Raw genomic sequence first — 20,320 nt, forward strand, 5'->3', positions numbered from 1 at the left:
AAGAAATGAAGGGAATGAAGCTCTATATATCTTCTAAATGTTGTTAACTCCTTAATTTTCTTAATGTTGGAAAAAGAATGCAATTGAACTTTTTAACATGAAGTGATTAAGAAAATGAAGGACATGAAGCTCTATATATCTTCTAAATGTTGTTAACTCCTTAATTTTCTTAATGTTGGAAAAAGAATGCAATTGAACTTTTTAACATGAAGTGATTAAGAAAATGGAGGACATGAAGCTCTTTATATCTTCTAAACGTTCTTAACCTTTTAATTTTCTTAATGTTGGAAAAAGAATGCTATTGAACTTTTTAACATGAAGTGATTAAGAAATGAAGGGAATGAAGCTCTATATATCTTCTAAACGTTCTTAACCTTTTAATTTTCTTAATGTTAAAAAGTTGACCAAGTTAGAGTTTTAACAAGAAGGGATTCCAGGCCATAAAGGTTCTGATTACCTAATCAAAGTCACATATCCCTTAATGGTTTTTGTTAGTCCAGCTCGGTCAAGTTTTTCAAAATTAACAGTGATGTAATAATAATATACTCCGGAAGGCAAATCGTTGCCATTAAGGTCTTTACCATCCCATTCCAATCTTTCTCCTGTGCTGGTAGCCACTTTTAGTCCCTGCGAAGAATATACATCAAAACTGATGTTATTGATAAATGCTGGGCAATTCATCGGAGAGAAAGTGTCGTTTTTGCCATCATTGTTTGGCGAAAATACATTAGGAAAACTAAGATCTTCGCAATTGTCAAAGCATATTTTGTTGCTTATTTCGCTTTCAATGCCTATCGAATTTTTAGCCGAAATATAGTAACATCCCGCAAAACCATCTTTTGAGTTTCTCCTATGCGAGAACGAATTGCCAGACGAAGCTTCTTGTACAGCAATCAAAGTAGGCTTTTCGTCTTCGTATCTTGCAAAAAATATACTGTAAGAAACGATATCTTGCCTGCAAGCACCTGTACCACTAGTAGTTGGGCTGTTCCAATTGAGTTTATTGACAAACACGTTGTCGTTGCAAAAGTCTTTTGAGGTCAGTCCAACACAGCCCGAACCGCTTCCACCTGGTGTATTCACTATGGCTGGCGTACAAGGTGGCGATTTGTCGGCAGGACTGCCGCAAGCTATTTGTGAATAGTTTTCCAAAACTCCAAACTGAGGTAGCTCAGTGTAAGCACCATAGGTTACCACAAAATAGCAATGCGTTTCGCCATTTTGTATGTCGTAAGATATATCGCCATCCTCTTTTTCTTCGTCTAGGCCGATATCCGTAAAAGCAAAGGTGTTTGCTTGTGTAACTTTTAACTTTTTTACAAGATTAAATTTGCCCAGATTGAGTTTGTCTTCTCTGTAGATAAAATGTGTACGGTTTTCGTTGGACCAAGGCACGTTTGCTTCCCATGAAAGTTTCAGCGATTTGTCGTCCGGCAGAATGCCTAATCTGACACTTGAGGCTACTGCTGAACTACTGAACAGTTTAGTGGACTCTGTATAGAATTCTACTTTGTATCTGTATACTAATTCTTTGGTATTGAGGTTTTTGTCGGTAAAAACAGTATCAGCCGCAGTGCCTAAAGTAGTGTTCTGGGTATGGATTAGGGTATAGTTTTCACCACCAATTCCTAAGGCTCTGTATAGTTTATATACGTATGGTCCTTTGCTCTCGTCTAATTTCAGATCCAATGGTTTTGTCCAATTTACCAATATTTCGCCGGTAGTCAGGTCGGTTTTTGTAACCGAAACCTTGGTCATGACGTTCATACCTTGTTTTATTTCGGAGCCTATGCAAAACTCTGTAGATGGAGCACTTTGCATGTTCAAAAATTGATTAACAGCCAACTCCGTTACCAATCTGTAACTGTAAATAGAACCCTTGTCGGCCTTGGTGTCCAGATAGGTGCTATCTGCTACGTTTACTTCACCAACAAGTGAATATCCCCAATCGTTCGGTATGCCTGAAGCACATTCTCCGGGGTTCAAACCACTACAACCGCTTTTTCTATATACCAAGATTTTACCAGCGGTTTTACATACTTTTTGCCCTTGCCAGGTGAGTTTTATGCCGGCATCTGTTTCAGTGGCTGTCAATCCCAAAGGCCGTGGAGGAAGCACATTTATCTTAATAGTTTTGATGTCAACCAATTGAATATCAAACCTTCCAGGGTTATCTTCTACTTTAAAAAGGACATCGTATGCTTGTTCTCTTACATGCAGACAATTGGTGTTCCACGTGAAAGTTCCACTTGCTTGCTTTTTAGTTATTGTAGTTTTAAACTTGGCGGCTTCGGGTTCTATATACTTAAAAAACAGTCCGTTAGCATCTATGTTGTACACACCGCCCGTGGTAGTGATTTTGAGGGTCTGGTCGTCTTTGTCTGAAGCTTTTACCTCAAATTCGAGCTTCTGACCTGCTTCAATACATATGTCTGGCGGGAGTACAAGTTCGGGGCTGTTGTTGTCTGATTCTGCCACAATTATTTGCATGTCCCTGACAATCTCGCCAATTTTTATATAGGTGCCGTCGGGGGCTTTTCGCCATTCTTCTATTACAAATGCCACGTTATATTGCCCGATTTCTCTCGGAGCATCCCAGATTAGGTCGCCCGTTCGGGGGTCAATTCTAAACGTAGCTGGGCCTGTGCCTGCCTGATTGAGGACAGGGGTTGGTCCTACAGTACTTGGGTCGCGATAGCCCACTATGAACTCTCCGATGCCGGTGTCAACGCCTTTGTCTCTTTGAGGAGTGGTTAATTTATAAGAAAGGCTGTCACCGTCAATGTCAAAGGCTCCGGGATTATGAATAAATCTTTTGCCGATAGCAGCAGAATCTAATGGAATATTTAGGAGAACAGGCGTACTATTTAAACCAAAGCTAGAACTGATAACGATGGTAGTTTGTACAAAAAAACTTATGTTCTCTGATGGTTGGGGAAGGTTTACAGTGCGTTCGTTTCGGTTAACGATTCCACAGCTGATGGTATATCTGCCCGGTGCTGGAAACGTAAATGTGGTATCATAAACGTTACACATGGTTGTTGGGCTGATCAGAAATTTCTTTTTTCTACTTACATTGTACGACTCCACTTTGTTGGTTGAAAAACCAAAGTAGAAACTTACAGTTTCTTGGCCATCGTTGGCCGCTCTACCATTCACCTGATCGGTAAAAGTGGTCAGCGTAACTTTGTAGGTCAGTTGTGTTTCAGATACCCTTTTGGCCGTAATTTCTCCAGCACGAAGGTGCGTAGCATAACCCCAAAACGGACAAGCCAAAAACAGTATAAAAAGAAAGTGAAAAGTTTTTCTCATAGTAAAGCGTCGCTTAAATACTTACAAATACGGCTCTGGCATCCTAAAGGTTAGCGGATTCCCGATACTTATTTGGAGATTTTTGTCGTATTGGTCAAAAATAATCTAAATGCTTTTAAGAAAACGACAAAAATCGTTAAAATATTCTTTGGATAATAGAATTAATGACGTGCCGATATGCCAAAGGTTTAACAGGGCTATGCTTTATTCATTTTTTCTAAAATCCGGTTTGTCAATAATTCCAGACTATCTAAAATCCTCCGAATAAAAACTCCATGGACCTCTGATTGTTTAATTCTTGAAGTTCTTTGATCCATTGTTTGAACCAGCCTTTTTTCTGACGTTCAGATTCCTCAATGTTGGCCTTGATGTGGGCAATATTTACTTCTATTTCTCTCTTCTTTTTTTCGAAAAGCTTTTCAGAAAATTCATAGTTTTGGTCGAAAAAATCTTCAAAAAGGCCTTGAGAACTCATTTTGGCGATCGTTAGTTCCGAATTTAGTTCGTTCAGTTGGTTTTGAAGTATTTTATTGTATCGCATAATCATGTCGTCTGCAAGGGCGTGGGCGTCATTTTCGTTTTCATCGATATACTCCACTTGGAGTCGCAGCAAAGCCATAAAATCGTTGTCTTTGTAGGCTTTGGTTACGAGTTTTGATATTTCGGTATATTCTTTTTGTTTTGTAGGGTCTTGTTGTCGATCCGGATGGTATTTTTTGATTAGTCGAAAATAAATTGCCTTGGCGTCTTGTGCCAGAATCTTTTCCTCTTCGGCTTCTATTTCTTCTTTTTTGGATAGTTTTTTAGGTTTTTTCCCAAAACTTTCTTTTTCCTCTTGAAAGTTAAATGTTTTATTATCAGTAGATTCTTTGGTGTTTTCATGGGAGAATTCTACAATGTCATCATTGGAGGAATCTTCAGCACTTGCCGAACCAAATGAATTAAAAAAGCGGTTCTGCTGGAAATCCTCCTTCGCATACTTTCGGTAAAGTCGCTTTAGGGTTTCATCACTTTGATGACTTGTGGATAAAAACATTCTCAATTCTTGAAGGATATAGTCCACAAACATGTCTCTTTTGTTTTTCGAAATCACTATCTCGTCCACAATTTCGTCCAACCTTATGAGCTTTTTTATGTGCCATTCAGTCTCGGCTTTTGCCAAAGGCTGAAGTTCGGTTATCACTCTAGGAACCGCTGTTCGTAAGCCATCCCTGAGGTTTTGTTGCTGTTTTTTCTTCTTGTCAATGTCTTTCAAGAGTTTTTCGTACCTACTCTGCAGCTTGGATTTTTTGCTTTCGCCTGATTCCTTTTTAAATATTTTTGTTGACATACATTTTGTGGGTTATCCCTAAAAAACCAAATAAAGCAAACACAAACACTTCTTTTAATCAAATGTAACCACAATTTTGCTTTCATTGCCTTCGGCTGCCAGTTCTAATGCCGATTGCAAGTTTTCAAAACTAGAAATACTTGATATGATTTTACTTGGAGTGATAATTTTGGATTTAATGAGTTGAATAGCTCTTCTAAAGTCGGTAGGATGATCATAAATTATGGACGGGACAATGTGAATTCCTTCTCGGGCAATTTTTAGGGGAGTGAATGTAGAAAGTCCGGCAGAAAGCCCAACCAGTATAATTTCAGAACCTCTGGGAGCAGCAGAAGTTGCCAATGATGCCGTTTGCGAAACGCCCGCACACTCAAACACTGCCGAAACTTCATTACTTTCCCAAGCTTCCGAAAGTTGGGCAATTTGGTTTTCAGTATTTCCGTCGGTCATGATAGCAATTGCACCTTCTTTAGTCGCCAAATTTAACTTTTCTTGTTTGGGTTCAGTGACCAGCACCTCATAACCTACAGAAAAAGCCAAATGATTGATTAAAAGACCAATAGCTCCAAGACCTATAATAGCTATAGTATCTCCAGGTTTGGTTTTGGAGTTAAACAGTGCATGTACTGCTACAGCTGTTGGCTCCAATACCACTGCATCTTCGTCACTTATTTCATCGGGTATTTTCCACGCAAAGGCCTCTGGAAGAACGATATATTCGGCAAAACAACCATTTTCGTTTAGTCCTTTTACTCGTTTATTAACGCAAATATTTCCTCTGCCTTGTTGGCAAAATTTACATTTCTGACAAGGAACATTAGGTTCTACAGCCACTCTTTCGCCCAATTGACGATTTTCTACACCCGGGCCGAGCTTTTCAATAATTCCTATACCCTCGTGTCCGATGATGGTAGGTTTTTCTAATAACCTATGGCCTAAAAACAAATGCACATCAGAGCCACAGATGCCTACTTTTTGAAGCTTTACTCTTACTTCACCCCAAGCTGGTTCTGGTATTTCGATTTCTTGAAAATCTATTTTTTGGGGTTTTATTAAGAACGCTGCTTTCATAAAAAGATCAATCTATGCGGTTGGATTTAAGACTAAAAACGCTGATACCCATTATGACAAGCGGGATAGAGAAAATGGTAAACAAAGCTCCAATGCTAAGGTTTTGGTCAGAAAGGAGGCCAAACAATGTTGGGCCTAAAATAGCACCAAAACGACCAATACCTACCGCAAATCCTACGCCCGTGGAGCGAATTTCTGTGGGATATACCCTCGCCAAAGTTGGATAGATACCGTTAAAACCACCTTGCACAAATATACCAATGAGGAAAATTAGGGCAAAAATCAAATAAGGCGACAGGGTGACGTTACCATAAATAATCATGATAACAAAAGCACTAAGCATATAGGTAAACACTGTTTTACGAAGTCCCAGTTTTTTGGCAACTATGCCAAGACTAATGGTGCCAAATGCAGCACCAATGTTTAGTGCAATACCTACATACGTGGCCATTTGGAAAGGCAATCCGGCTTCTTTGGCTATATTCGGTACCCAGCTCATGATGGTGTACAATGTCAGAAACCCAAAAAATACTGCCACCCAAAGTTTGAAAGTATCCACTTTGAATTCTTTTGTAAAAAGACTTTTAAATGGCTTCTCTGTGGTTTCTAAAGGTTTTTCGGGTAAAACGTTTATGGTTGCCAGTTTCATTTTGTTCAACAGAGAGTTCATTTTCTCCAAGGCTCCTTCGGGTTGTTTTTTCACTAAATAATCCAGCGAGTCTGTCATGAAAACTACCACAGCAATTAACATCAGAAACGATAAAATTCCTGCAAAAAGAAAAGCATAACGCCAACCAAACTCAGGAATGGTGTAAGCACAAAAAAGACCCGTGAAGATTGCCCCAACTGGCCAACCCGCTTGTACTAAACCAACATTGAAGTCTCTGTTTTTGGCATTTGAAAACTCCGAAGCCGTGGCGGCCATGGCGGGCAATATACCTCCGATACCAAGGCCAGTCACTAGCCTTAGAAGCAAGAGTTGGCTGTAACTGTCACAAAACCAAACCAATAACATGCCCGTGCTTATCAGAAATAGTGAAACAATAAAGATTTTTCTTCTACCCAGCCTATCGGCCATGGGAGCTATACCCAATGCTCCGATGGTCATACCTGCCAGTCCAGCACTGAAAATATATCCCAACTGTACTTTTGAAAGAGCCATTTCGGCTGCTATGTCTGCACTCGAAAACGACACGATGAGTACGTCAATACCGTCGTTCATGTTCAATACAAAACAGATAGCAACCATCAAAATCTGGAAGCCACTCATGGGCTTGTTATCAATTAGGTTCTTTAAAGCAGCGTATTGGGGTTCTTTGTTCAATGGTCGTATTCTGAAAATGTATTAGCGATTAATTTTTCAACCAAACAGGTTGGTGTCAATAAAGTCGTTTCTAAACTTACCTTCAGGGTCATGCTTGAGCATCAAGGCCTTGAACTCGTTTAGTTTTTCGATTCTTGCCTGCAAAACATTGGGTTTTAGCGTAAATAATTTGCCCCAGTGTGGCCTCGCTCCAAATGGCTCCAAAGCTTTTTCAACTTCCGGCAGTAAGGCCATCACGGCGTCCACCTCCTGTTTCCATGTGAAGTGTATGGCCATACAGGTCTTTTTGTAAAACGGACTCATCGGTATGTCGTCGGCCGCTATGGTGCGTATTTCGGTGATGAATAGGAGCGGAGCCACTTTCTCGTTCAGTTTTTCTACCGCCATAAACGCCTGATAGGCATCTTTGATGTTTACAAAATATTCAGCTTGTAGTTCTTTGCCACTACTCGGCGTAAAACCCATCTTAAAGTGCGGCATGCGTTCATACCAAGTGCCATCTACACCCATTTGATCGGTGCAATTCACCGGGTCGGCAGACTCTATCGGGTGGAGGTTTTTGGTGGCCAATTTTGCCCCATAAAATTCTGGTGCAAACTCCTTCACATCGTTAGATTTTACTTTTATCCAAACCTCGCTCACGTTTTTATTTTTCCAGTCTGTAAACAAACTCACGCTATAACCGCTCGCCATTATTTTTTCAAAATCCTTCTCCAGTGCGGCCATGGGCATGTTTTGGTACACCACCTGCTTCATCTTAAAAGTCGGCTGCACTTTCAATGTCACCTTGGTTATAATACCCAAAGCTCCCAAACTCACTATGGCCATCAGAAATTCCTCACGGTTTTTTTCTTTGGTCAGGGTTACCAATTCTCCTTTGCCATTTACTATTTCAAGTGCCACTGCTGCCGTGGCCAAGCTGCCATTGCTTATGCCCGAGCCATGCGTAGACGTTGAACACGCCCCAGCTACAGAAATGTGTGGCAAAGAAGCTAAATTGTGTAAGGCAAAGCCATTTTTATCAAGATATTCACAAAATTCGCCGTATTTTATGCCAGACTCCACCGTTATCGTTTGGTTCTCTTTGTCTAGCGAAATTACCTTGTTCAGTGCAGCCGTCGAAATTTGGTTAAACTTACTGTCGGCAATGCCATTGAAACAGTGCATCGTACCCAGTCCCTTGGCTTTTTTGTATGATTTTATGAGTTCTTGTAGCTCTTCTACGGTTTTCGGAGCCACCAAATTGTCGGTGCTGTACGTATAGTTTCCCGCCCAGTTGGTTCGGCCCACATGCACCGCCTCGGTGGTTTGGGTAGTTTCAGCGGTATTGTTGCCGCATGACATCAACTGCGGAAATGCCGCCCCAGCCGCCAAAACGGACGCCGATTTCAGGAATTCTCTTTTTTTCATTTTAGGTTATATTTTAAGGTTGACTCGTTCTTGTTTTGTTTTGGGCGGCCCCTCCCGAAAGCTTTCGGGAGGTCGGGCTGTCGCCACTCGCTCTTTGGTGTGCGGCCAAGGCCAGCCCACCAAAGGAGCTCAAACAAAGGCTCCATCCCTGCCGCGGCTTTTGAGTGTAAAAGTAGAATTAGTAGTTCAAATTTTAGAAACTTGGATTCTTAATTCTAAACTCTCTCAATTTCCTGCATAAGGATCCTTAATTTTCTTGGCCTCGTATTTTATGTTCGAAAACTTTACTTTACATCTTTGTCCTACAGGAGATTGTGCCAAGAAGCCCACTTTTATCTCTTTGTCGGTGTTGAACTGCAAATGCCTAATCAATAGCCACTTTTTACCGTCCGTAGAAACATATAGGGTGACTACATTATCAGCTTTGGCTATCTTGAAATGAGCAAAGTTTTCGTTGACACTTTGGGCATTGGCATCGTCAGACACGTCTTTGGTAACTACCGAAACTATTCGTCTATACCCCAGATAATCTCTCTCAAAACAAAACTTTATCCAATTGAGGCTGTCTGCTTTCATTACCAATGCTCCTGCGTCCCATTTGTTCACAAAACTATGCTCAATGGTAGCAGATAAAACAAAGTCTTTGTCTGGCACGAACATGAGTTTGGGGGCGTTGTCGGTATTGTAGGTCACGTTTGGGTCACGAAACATGTCGGTTTTGGCTCCAGCCTCTATTTCCAAAACCCCCGCTTTAAGTGAAACGCTAATGGGTGAGTTTTCCCAATACAAAAGTTGTGGAATGCCGTTAATTTTTACGGGTGGTTGTTGGGCTTTTGCTAGTTCGCTTATTAGAACCAAGATAAATAGTAGATGTCTTTTCATTTTTTTAGATTTAGTGTATTTATATCAAACCCAGCTACTTTTTTGTAGTTGTCCATTACTTCTTTGAGTGCCTCATGCGGTATTTGTTCCTCCGAAAAACCCTGTGGAAACCACTCCTCCATCATGTCCATTATTTGGTCAGGACCTTTGGCTCTATTTTGGAGCACCACACTTGAGGTAGCCGGTAATCTCTCGGCTTCATAAACCGACAAAGCCAATTCAGCCGAATGTTCACTTTTCAGAGCCTCACACAAAGCATCGGCGTCTAAAATAGCCTGTGAAGCACCATTGGAACCGATCGGATACATGGGGTGTGCTGCATCTCCCAACAAGGTCACTCTACCTTCTGTCCATTTCTCCAGTGGATTGCGGTCCGACATTGGAAACTCATATACTTTTTCGGCCAGATTGATCATCTCAGGCACATTTAGCCAATCAAAGTTCCAGTTTTTGTAAATATCCACCAATCGCTGTTTGTCGGCTTCTCTGTTCCAATCGCGAGCGGTTAGTTTTGATTTTCCTTCTCTGAGGTTGGCCACCCAATTGATGAGATAATTTCCTTCTTCGTCAGGTTGGTTCGAAATCGGATAAGACACCATTTTTTGGCCCAAATGTCCAATCATGACCATGGAGGTACTGTTCAAAAATCCCTTCATTTTGGATGCTCCTCTGTAAAGTACGTTTTCTGAGTACACTGGCGAGCCCTCTTCGGGATTGAGCTGTTTTCTTACCACCGAGTTTATGCCATCCGCACCTATGAGGATGTCTGAGGTGGATTCTAATAGTTTTTCGCTACTTTCTTTGTCTATAAAATGAGCCGTCACTTGATTTTCGGACTGGTCAAAGTGCGAAAGGTGGTGATTGAGGTGTAAACAGTTTTCGCCGATTCTTTCCTTTACGGCATCTAGCAATATCAATTGTAATACCCCACGATGTACCGAAAACTGCGGCCATTTGTAGCCAGCAAACCGACCACGTGGCTCGGTCCAAAACTGTTGTCCGAATTTATTAAAATACACCAAATCAGAGGTTTCTATGGCACTTTGAGCAATTTTTTCTTGCAAACCAAGGTTGGTCAATACTCTTACACAGTGAGGCAAAATATTTATTCCTACGCCCAAGGGTCTGATTTCCTTTACAGATTCGAAAACCTTCACCCTAAATCCTGCCTCATGCAAGGCCAAGGCCGTAGTTAGGCCGCCGATTCCTCCTCCAATTATGTTTACGTTCATTTCTCCTGTTATATTTCAATACCAAAATTAAAAAAGAATTTAAGGTAATTGCCATTTAATCAAAAGTATTAAAAATAAAGCGGGGAAGAAATAACTCTTTTCTTATAAAATGTAACGGGAAGTTTTTCATAATTGAATTTTAATGACCAAGATTCCGTTTTTTTGCAAAAACTTGTATTTATTTAAACCATGAAAAACCTTTTCAATCTTTTTCTATTTCTCCTTTTTTCATTCCAAAGTTTCTCTCAACCCACTGCCTATCAGATAAAAGAAATTGATAATGACCTCCAAGATTTGTACAAAAATCAGAAATTCAATGGGGTAGTTTTGTTTGCTAAAAACGGAAGCCCTATTTATAAAAAAGCCTTTGGTGTGGCCAATTTTAAATCCAATGAACCTTTAAAGTTCAATTCGTCCTTCAATTTGGCGTCTGTTTCAAAACAGTTTTTTGCTATGATGATTATGCAACTAAAAGAGGCAGGGAAACTAAATTATGATGACAAATTGGCCATGTATTTTCCTGAATTTCCTTACAAAAAAATTACTATCAGACATCTGCTTCAACATACTTCAGGCTTGCCCGAATATTTCGATTTTGCCGAGGAACATCTGGACGAAGACGAAATCCTGACCAACAAAAAACTGCTCGCACTTTTGGTAGAAAAGAAACCAAAGTTGAATTTCGAGCCTGGCACCAAATGGGAATACTCCAACACCGGCTATGCTCTTCTGACCAATATCATCGAAAAAACCTCCAAAATGGCCATCGAAGACTATTTTAGAGTTAAAATTGCTCAGCCTCTGGGTTTAAAGGATTCTTTTGTTTTTTACCAAAAAATAAAAACCAATACCAGTGCCGGTCACCAAAGGGTTTATGGTTTTGAAGTAAAAAAGGGCAAAAAATACAGCAACGACCTCACCAACATGGATGGTGTTGTAGGTGATGGCAACTTGTATTCTTCAGTGGAGGATTTACTAAAATGGGATCAAGCACTTTACACCAATAAGCTCGTGTCGCTCAATGCCCTGAAGGAGGCTTTTACCAGCGGAAGTACTACCAATGGAGAAGAATTTGGCTATGGTTTCGGCTGGGAAATTGATGAAAACAACAAAATAGTGTCACATACTGGCAGCTGGGTAGGCTTCGAAAATTTTATATCACGAAATATGAAAACCAAAACTACGGTTATTATACTCAGTAGCTCCTCAAACGATGCGGCGATTGACGTCATTAACGAAATTTTGGAAAAGTAATTCTTCATGAATCAGCGTCAAAAGTGGACAGACGTTTTCAGTATTCATGATTATTTTCGGCAGATTTGGGTATTACTAAAGTACACATTAAGTAAAAAAAGCTAAGGCATTTAAAAAGCTATTGCGTAATTTTGCACCCGATTTCGGAAAACACTTAGTTTTTTGAAAATCAATAAGTTTTGGGAAACAAAAATATCTAAAAAATGTCTGTAATGGTTGAAACCGCAAATTTGCTCGCTGACAGAATCAACAATTTGGAGGAGTCTGCAACGCTTGCAATGTCAAAAAAATCAAGAGAGTTGGCTGCACAAGGCCACAAAGTAATCAATCTTTCAATAGGCGAGCCTGATTTTAAAACGCCAAAGCACATCTGTGAGGCTGCCAAACAGGCTATTGATAACGGATTTCACGCATATACACCTGTGGCTGGAATTCCTGAATTGAGAAAGGTAATATCCGAGAAATTTAAGCGTGACAACAATATAGATTGGAAACCAGAGAACGTAATTGTATCGACTGGAGCCAAACATTCTTTGGCTAATGCCTTGGCCGTGATGGTTAATCCGGGTGATGAGGTGATTATTTTTGCTCCATATTGGGTAAGCTACTCTGAAATGGTGAAATTGGCTGAAGGTACTTCTGTGATTTTGGAAGGAGCCTTTGACAACGACTTTAAAGTTACGCCTGAGCAATTGGAGGCAGCCATTACCGACAAAACCAAAGTGGTTATGTATGCATCGCCAAACAATCCAACTGGATCAGTTTATAGCGAAGCTGAGTTGAGAGCTATAGCGGCGGTTATCGAAAAACACGAAAACGTATTCGTTCTCGCTGACGAAATTTACGAATATATCAACTTCCGTGAGGAAGGACATTTCAGTATCGGATCTATTCCTGCCATCAAAGAAAGAGTAATTACTGTAAATGGTATGGCCAAAGGTTTCGCCATGACTGGCTGGAGAATTGGTTTCATTGGTGCAGCCAAGTGGATAGTGGACGGTATCGATAAACTACAAGGTCAGGTTACTTCAGGAACCAACAGCATCGCTCAAAGGGCCTCAGTGGTAGCTTGGGACGACATGACTGCTCCCGAAACCATGAAAAGGGCGTATTTGGTAAGAAGAGATTTGGTGATTGGTTTGTTGAAAGAAATTCCAGGCTTTAAGGTGAATGTGCCAGAAGGTGCATTTTACGCATTTCCTGATGTAAGTTATTATTTCGGAAAAACAGACGGAGAAGTAATCATAAACAACTCTGACGACCTATCGATGTGGTTGTTGGAGAAGGCATTTGTTGCTACAGTAGGAGGCGGATCTTTCGGAGCTCCAAACTGCATCCGTATTTCTACCGCAGCATCAGACGAGGCCTTGAAAGAAGCCGTAGCAAGAATAAAAGCAGCTGTAGAGACTTTGAAATAAGCAAAAAGAAGAAATAAGTTTTGAGCCCTATTCAAGTGTTTTGGATAGGGCTTGATTTTTTAAAATATAGTCGAAATGAGGCAACCCAAAGACATCAAAAAAACATTTTCACAAAAGAAAAAAGTTAAGCCGAACGACCTCAAGTTTGAAGTTCAGCATGATTCTGAACTTCTGGTTTTTTTGTTGGAAAAATTGTCTCAAAAAAGCCGAAACGATGTAAAGGTTTTGCTTAGAGACAAGAAAGTTTTCGTTGAAGGCGAAGCCATTAGCCAGTTTAATCAGCCTTTGCGGCTAGGTCAAAAGGTTGAAATCCGTTGGGAAAAACAGCCAGAGGAAATCAAAATTAGAGGCCTGAAAATCATTTTTGAAGATCAATATTTGATAGTAATCGACAAAGAAGCGGGCGTACTTTCGATAGCCACCGAAAAACAAAAAGAAAACACAGCCTACAGCGTTTTGAGCGAATATGTCAAAAGGCAGGATCCTGCCAACAAAATATTTGTAGTTCATCGCCTCGACAAAGACACTTCGGGAATAATGATGTACGCCAAAAGCCAGAGAATCCAAAAAGCTTTGCAAGAAAACTGGAACGACAACATACTCGAACGCACCTATTTAGCTGTTGTGGAGGGTATTGTGGCTAAACCTGTGGGTAAGATTATTTCCTATTTGACAGAAAGTAAAGCTTTGATTATGTATTCATCGCAAAACCCTGAACAAGGGCAAAAGGCCGTTACTTATTATGAAGTAGCAAAAACCTCAAAAAAGCACAGTTTATTACAAGTAAATCTCGAAACCGGCCGCAAAAACCAAATTCGTGTACACATGAAAGACCTGGGCCATTCCGTAATAGGCGACGATAAATACGGAGCCACCACCAATCCCATCAAACGCCTCGGTCTGCATGCTTGGGTATTGTCATTTACCCACCCTGTCACCAAAGAAGCCATGCGTTTTGAGACTGAGGTGCCGAAAGCATTCTTAGGGTTGTTTTGATGGAGGAAGAAATTGCTTAGAACTGGAAATCGTTGTCAATAATAGCCCAGGAGGTTCCTGTGCTTTGTACAGTAATGCTGGTTTTTTTGATGATTTTCCCGCTTAGAAGTTTTAAGAAGTACAAGAAATTGCCAGAGCCTGCTTCACTCAAGTTACTATTTGCCAATAGATTATTTCCAAGATGATCAAATATGTATATTGGATTAAAAACGGTTAACCCACTTGGTGGTTGAAATAGCAAGGGCAAGTCAGCTGATATCACATAAATTCTGCCAGTTCTATTTGTTGGTGAGGGTAAAGTTACCGTAGTAGATTGATAACCAATTGCTCTAACACTATGGTCAGCATCGGTTAGTGTATAATTTGAAGAAATTTCCCTGTAAGGCAAACTTAAACTTCCTTCTACTTGGAGACGAGAATTTGCAGTTGTGGTATTTATGCCCACATTTCCATTTGTTGAAATATTAACAGCGGCGTTGCCATTATTTACAAAAAGAGATAGTGGATGGTTTGTAAGAGTACCATACCAACCAGCCCCAAAACCAGCATAAGTACCGACTTCAATACCCGCATTATTGGCATGGACTATTCCGGCACCATTTCCAATAGTATTTACCTGTAATTTATAATTGGGCGAAGCTGTGCCAATACCTACATTTCCTAAGCCTGCAACATCGTTTATCAATACTTTCGAATTGTTTTTTCCTCCTCTTATATAAGTATCTTCTGAGCTTGTGTAGTTAAAATGTGAAGTATGGGTCGTGCCGAAAAGGGCAGCAGTTCCGTCTGTACCAGTTCCTCTAGCTATGGAAAGAGTAGCGTTGGGGTTATTTATTCCAATGCCTACATTACCTGCACCATTGATTCTCATTTTTTCAGAAAAATCACCACTTCTACCAGTACCAAAAACTAGATTGTCAGAAGCCGTTGGTACGAAAAACTGAAGTGCTCCGCCACCAATTCCAATACCATAATGATTGGTAGTATTGTTTGTCTCGCCACCCCAAAACGATATTTTATCTCCTAAAACACTGTTAAAAGTAAGTTTGTATTTCGGGGCAATAGAACCAATTCCGACATTTCCAAGTCCAGTAGCCAATGCAGGGCCATTGGTAGAGTTGAAAAAAGCACCGTATCCATTGATACCTGTTGCAGTACCAGTTACTCCCGTTCCGGTGGTTGTTGAGCCTCTAACACCATCGACAGGACCATCTCCCCAAACTCCTTTTCCTACCGCCGAAATGCCTTTTACTCCTACGCCATCAGACTCCCCCAAAACACCATTTCCCGTTCCATAATGATTACCATAAACACCCGAACCGAGAGCATTGGAAGATTGATTAAACCCAAAAACACCATATGTGGCTGCAGTCGGGCCGTATTCTTGTGCAAAACCATAAACACCTTTTCCGCCGCTAAGCGAACTAGTTGTTCCTACAATAGCACTCGCTGGGCCGGTACTGGTGTTCGATACGGAAAGTATTTTTATAGCTTCGTTTTTTGTAAAATCTAGAGGTAAAATGTCGCCCCATTCGGTATCGCCACTTGTGTTTATTGATTTTAGGAACTTATTGGCAGCCAAAGTACCAACTCCATTGCCAGCAAATTGCAGTTTGCCTCTGGTTTGTAATCCATAACCATTGGTTGACGACAAAAAGGCTGCTATACCAGAAGCAGTACTTCCAAAAAAAGCATATCCTGTCCCGGAGTGAAACCCTCTCACGCCTATGCCATTGGCATTATTTGAATAACTAGCACCATAAACGCCAGTAACCTGTGGACCGACTGGAGCAGTATTGTTAGCTACTCCGCTCACGGCTATTCCATTATTTGAGCCATTTATATATCCACTAAGTGCTATTCCACCATCTGTGGTTGAAGTATTTGTAACTTTAAAAAGTTCTGATACACCACTATTTACAGAGCTAGAAAAGGGTAAAGTCAAAGAGCTTGTAGAAGAAATATCCACCCAAGTGCTTCCATTGCACATTCTGAGCGTATTATCTACACCATAATAGACAATTTTTCCCTTATCTCCCACCGTGCAAGTACCAAGTATACTAACATTTGGAATCATCACAAAGCCGTTGGAGCCAGGTCTTAATTCTACGGATTGAGCGTAAGGTTTTAGGCTCAAGAAAAGCAAAAGAAAGAAAAAGAATTTCATAATTTATCAAAGAAAAGGTTAAAACTTCACATCACTAAATTCATGTTTCACCCGAAATTCCCCTACAATAACGTGGTCTTTCAATTTGGGATCGTTGGTGGCATCTCCACCGAAAACTTTCACGTTTATTTTGCCTGTAATGATTCTATGTGTATCGCCAAATCGTTTACTTTCAGTAATGACAATAGCATCAGGAACGGGAATTGATGATGCAGGAAAATTAGTATTGAAGCTGTTGGAGGTATAATTTTTTTCGGGATAATTTTGTAGCGAAACACTCCCTTGGGTGATTTCATCATCAAAATTCTTTGAACCCGAAGGAGTGCTTGAAGGCTTTGTTACATCCTCTGTGGTGGCCAGCAAAAGGTTAATTTTGCCATATTCTCCTGCAAAAACCTTGAAAACTGGCTTTTTCAAGGCAGTATTATAAGAAGTCGAAACTTCTTCTGGGGGAATAGAAACTTCTTTTCCGTCAATAGAGAAAGTGAAGTAGAGGTCTTCGTTAGTATCTGATTTGCTTTCGGTGCCACTATTATTGCAGCTTAGAAAGCCAATAAATGCTAATGTGAGGATTAGAATGATTGAGTTTTTCATGGTTACATTTTGATTTTTAAGTATATTTTACAAACGAATTGCCAAATGTCCTGTGAATTTTGAAGAGCCTCCGCCTAATAATTGTAAAGTGTTTCCAGATGTTTGAATTACTCTAATTTTTACTTTTTGCCCTGCATTTAATTTGACATCTTGTGAAAAATTAAGAGTATTAAAACTTCCTACGAAAATTGGTTGTTCAATAACAGACGATAGTGCGGTATCAATATAAAAATATAACGAATAAACAGCAGAACTGGTTGTTGAGGAAACTGCTCCAAATTTTACAAAAGCATCAAAATGATATATGCCATTTGTGGGTGCAGAAAACTCATAAGTGGCATTATTATAAAAGCCCCCCAAATCATATTCTTCTGATGCAAATGGAAACGTAGTTTCTACACCTGTTGCAATGTTTGCAGCCAAATTATTAGAATTATAAGCTGAAAACGCAATAGGCAAAACACCACTTACCGTTCCTTGGTCGTCGGCATAAAGCTGTACTTTACCACTTCCTGCTAAATTATCCACTCTCATATTGCCTGTAACATGTAATTTTGCTTGCGGGCTACTATTACCAATTCCTACTTTCCCAAAATTATCCATTGTTATTAAATCCTGAGTAGTAACATTATTGCCTGCAGTACCACTCGCAAAAGTATTGTATATGCTTATTAACCCTGTACTAGGGTTCATTGCCATTCCGCCAACAAAGCCGTTACTTAGTGGTTTTCTGGCACCATTATAATAGCCATTAAAGGATATTCCGGGCCAACTGCTTTCTATTGATACACCAGAAGTGTTTTCACCAAAAATAGCGTGTGTGGCTCCTATTTTTTTATCCACAACCAAAAATGCTTTTGTTGGATTCGCGGTGCCAATACCAACATTTCCTAAACCCACCAAATCATTTATTAATACCTTTGACCCATTTTGACCACCTCTTATATAGGTATCTTCGGCAGTAGAATAATTAAAATGAGATATCCATTGTGTACCACGAAAAGCCGCTGTCCCACTAGTACCAGTGCCTCTTTCTACATCTAACTGTCCATCGGGAATTAGATTTGAACCAATACCTAAACGACCGTTAGTTGTCAAAGTCATTTGTGGGCCTCCGTTATTAGTCGCAAAACTCAAATTGTTATTAGAAATAGTTCTCAAATAAACATAGTTTGCATTAACCCATGTCCCGATTCCAGTCAAGGCATCGTCAGATCGATGTTCAAACCCGCCACCGGTATTTTTAATTTTTACAATATTATCAAACCAACCTTGATTTGACGGGTCAAGTGTAATTGACTGCCCAAACATTTTGAGACTAATAAATAGGGAGAGGAAGATAATTTTTTTCATGGTAATAATTATTTTTTAGAATTCAAGTTTTCAGTATTTGGTTGAATAGCAGAAAGCATTGCTTCAATTTTATCAAGGCGAGATTCTAAAGTTTGGTTTTTGTTTTCTAAGGTTTGGTTTTTCAAAATCAATTCTTTCATTGCTTCCACCAAAACAGGGGTCAATCTTGCATAATCAACTGATTTATAGCATTTTTCATCGGTAAATACCATTTCAGGGAAGATTTTTTCTAAGTCTTGGGCTATGAAGCCGATTTGTGGTTTGTCGGAGAAGTTCTTTTCTGGAAATTCATCTTTTCGTAAATCATAACTTACACCTACTATTTTTTGGACTTTAGAAAGGGTATTTTCAAGTGGCTGGATGTTTTTCTTATATCTAAAGTCTGATGCAATCGGAAATCCTGTGGCCGTTACTGTTCCTGTAAAGTTTGCGTTGCCAACTCTGTTTATAGTAAATCGCCAAGCTGAGCCAATCCAAATACCTGCTTTTTCTAAGCCCGAAATGTTATTTTGAAGACCATAAAATGCTCCGTTATCTAAACCAATGCCGTTTGCTGAATTATTAAACCAAACACCTGCTGTACTTGTAGAATCTCTGATTCGTAGTCTGCCATTTATTTCGACTCTTTCATCAGAGTTTAGACTTGGAGCCGTGTTGCCAAAGCCTATTTTGCCTTTATCTGTTATTAAGGCAATGTTATTAGTTGAGGTAAAATGTCCCCCAATTCCGTTCGTTGTTTCACCTTTTACGGCAGCTCCCATTCCGTGATGAACTCCTCCAACTCCATAACCTAAGGAGTTTGTAGAATTATTTTCTCCCCAAACACCTGCGTTTGGTCCTGAGGGTGTTGTTGAATTGGCAATACCATGTATACCAAAACCTAAACCACTTGAAAATGTTTCACCTTGAATGCCATTGTAACCACTTGTAGAGGTATTAGTTATTTTAAGAAGTGCGGTGGTTGCAGTTGTAGTTTGAGAGTATGGTAATAAATTACTCCATTCAGCATCCCCGTTTGAATTAATAGATTTTAAAAATCTGTTTGACTGGATTATTCCAACACCATTTCCGGCAAATTTTATTTTGCCTGAAGTTTGGATAGAATAGCCATTTGTTGATTCAAAACTTCCTCCTATACCATTTGTGGTTTCCCCTCTGACAGCAGCTCCTGTGCCAGAATGAGTACCTCCAACCCCATAACCCAAGGAGTTTGTAGAGGAATTTTTCCCCCAAACACCTGCGTTTGGTCCTGAGGGTGTTGTTGAATTGGCAATACCATGTATACCAAAACCTAAACCACTTGAAAATGTTTCACCTTGAATGCCATTGTAACCACTTGTAGAGGTATTAGTTATTTTAAGAAGTGCGGTGGTTGCAGTTGTAGTTTGAGAGTATGGTAATAAATTACTCCATTCAGCATCCCCGTTTGAATTAATAGATTTTAAAAATCTGTTTGACTGGATTATTCCAACACCATTTCCGGCAAATTTTATTTTGCCTGAAGTTTGGATAGAATAGCCATTTGTTGATTCAAAACTTCCTCCTATACCATTTGTGGTTTCCCCTCTGACAGCAGCTCCTGTGCCAGAATGAGTACCTCCAACCCCATAACCCAAGGAGTTTGTAGAGGAATTTTTCCCCCAAACACCTGCGTTTGGTCCTGAGGGTGTTGTTGAATTGGCAATACCATGTATACCAAAACCTAAACCACTTGAAAATGTTTCACCTTGAATGCCATTGTAACCACTTGTAGAGGTATTAGTTATTTTAAGAAGTGCGGTGGTTGCAGTTGTAGTTTGAGAGTATGGTAATAAATTACTCCATTCAGCATCCCCGTTTGAATTAATAGATTTTAAAAATCTGTTTGACTGGATTATTCCAACACCATTTCCGGCAAATTTTATTTTGCCTGAAGTTTGGATAGAATAGCCATTTGTTGATTCAAAACTTCCTCCTATACCATTTGTGGTTTCCCCT

The 20,320-nt window shown here is 39.9% G+C and carries 14 protein-coding genes; 3 read left to right on the forward strand and 11 right to left on the reverse strand.

What is annotated here, in order from left to right; genetic code table 11:
• Positions 1-453 precede the first annotated feature (453 nt).
• The 7 genes from EGI31_RS13335 to EGI31_RS13365 all read right to left on the reverse strand — a co-directional run bounded on the left by EGI31_RS13335 (position 454) and on the right by EGI31_RS13365 (position 10,561).
• Complete coding sequence (locus EGI31_RS13335; protein WP_255037725.1) at positions 454-3,312, reverse strand: T9SS type B sorting domain-containing protein; 2,859 nt, start codon at positions 3,310-3,312, stop codon at positions 454-456.
• Positions 3,313-3,562: 250 nt separating this feature from the next.
• A complete protein-coding gene (locus tag EGI31_RS13340) occupies positions 3,563-4,642 on the reverse strand; it encodes a J domain-containing protein (RefSeq protein WP_255037726.1) in 1,080 nt (359 codons plus the stop codon).
• Between the two features lie 54 nt (positions 4,643-4,696).
• Complete coding sequence (locus EGI31_RS13345) at positions 4,697-5,713, reverse strand: zinc-dependent alcohol dehydrogenase (protein WP_255037727.1); 1,017 nt, start codon at positions 5,711-5,713, stop codon at positions 4,697-4,699.
• Positions 5,714-5,720: 7 nt separating this feature from the next.
• On the reverse strand, positions 5,721-7,037 hold the full coding sequence (locus EGI31_RS13350) for an MFS transporter (protein WP_255037728.1): 1,317 nt from the start codon (positions 7,035-7,037) through the stop codon (positions 5,721-5,723).
• A 36-nt stretch (positions 7,038-7,073) separates the two neighbouring features.
• Positions 7,074-8,447, reverse strand: a complete 1,374-nt coding sequence (locus tag EGI31_RS13355) for an FAD-binding protein (protein ID WP_255037729.1) — start codon at positions 8,445-8,447, stop codon at positions 7,074-7,076.
• 225 nt (positions 8,448-8,672) lie between these two features.
• Positions 8,673-9,329: a DUF1349 domain-containing protein gene (locus tag EGI31_RS13360; protein ID WP_255037730.1), complete on the reverse strand. Its 657-nt coding sequence runs from the start codon at positions 9,327-9,329 to the stop codon at positions 8,673-8,675.
• Positions 9,326-10,561 carry a flavin-dependent oxidoreductase gene (locus EGI31_RS13365; RefSeq protein ID WP_255037731.1) on the reverse strand — a complete coding sequence of 412 codons (1,236 nt, stop codon included), beginning with the start codon at positions 10,559-10,561 and terminating at the stop codon, positions 9,326-9,328. Before EGI31_RS13365 ends, EGI31_RS13360 begins: the two co-directional genes overlap by 4 nt.
• 189 nt (positions 10,562-10,750) lie before the next feature.
• On the opposite strand from EGI31_RS13365, the gene EGI31_RS13370 reads away from it, so the two are divergent.
• The 3 genes from EGI31_RS13370 (at position 10,751) to EGI31_RS13380 (ending at position 14,229) form a co-directional block, all read left to right on the forward strand.
• Positions 10,751-11,815 (forward strand): serine hydrolase domain-containing protein, encoded by a 1,065-nt coding sequence (locus EGI31_RS13370; protein ID WP_255037732.1) that lies wholly within the window; start codon positions 10,751-10,753, stop codon positions 11,813-11,815.
• A gap of 203 nt (positions 11,816-12,018) precedes the next feature.
• On the forward strand, positions 12,019-13,233 hold the full coding sequence (locus EGI31_RS13375; protein ID WP_255037733.1) for a pyridoxal phosphate-dependent aminotransferase: 1,215 nt from the start codon (positions 12,019-12,021) through the stop codon (positions 13,231-13,233).
• A gap of 75 nt (positions 13,234-13,308) precedes the next feature.
• Positions 13,309-14,229 carry an RluA family pseudouridine synthase gene (locus EGI31_RS13380; protein ID WP_255037734.1) on the forward strand — a complete coding sequence of 307 codons (921 nt, stop codon included), beginning with the start codon at positions 13,309-13,311 and terminating at the stop codon, positions 14,227-14,229.
• 16 nt (positions 14,230-14,245) lie between these two features.
• Here EGI31_RS13380 and EGI31_RS13385 read toward each other — a convergent pair whose 3' ends face one another.
• The 4 genes from EGI31_RS13385 to EGI31_RS13400 form a co-directional block, all read right to left on the reverse strand.
• Positions 14,246-16,396, reverse strand: a complete 2,151-nt coding sequence (locus EGI31_RS13385; protein ID WP_255037735.1) for a hypothetical protein — start codon at positions 16,394-16,396, stop codon at positions 14,246-14,248.
• A gap of 18 nt (positions 16,397-16,414) precedes the next feature.
• Positions 16,415-16,990 carry a hypothetical protein gene (locus EGI31_RS13390; protein ID WP_255037736.1) on the reverse strand — a complete coding sequence of 192 codons (576 nt, stop codon included), beginning with the start codon at positions 16,988-16,990 and terminating at the stop codon, positions 16,415-16,417.
• A 27-nt stretch (positions 16,991-17,017) separates the two neighbouring features.
• On the reverse strand, positions 17,018-18,343 hold the full coding sequence (locus tag EGI31_RS13395) for a complement C1q domain-containing protein (RefSeq protein WP_255037737.1): 1,326 nt from the start codon (positions 18,341-18,343) through the stop codon (positions 17,018-17,020).
• Positions 18,344-18,351: 8 nt separating this feature from the next.
• The coding region (locus EGI31_RS13400) for a tail fiber domain-containing protein (protein ID WP_255037738.1) at positions 18,352-20,320 on the reverse strand (1,969 nt) is incomplete at its 5' end.

The sequence above is a fragment of the Lacihabitans soyangensis genome (assembly GCF_024343775.1).
GTDB classification, from domain to species: Bacteria; Bacteroidota; Bacteroidia; order Cytophagales; family Spirosomataceae; genus Leadbetterella; species Leadbetterella soyangensis.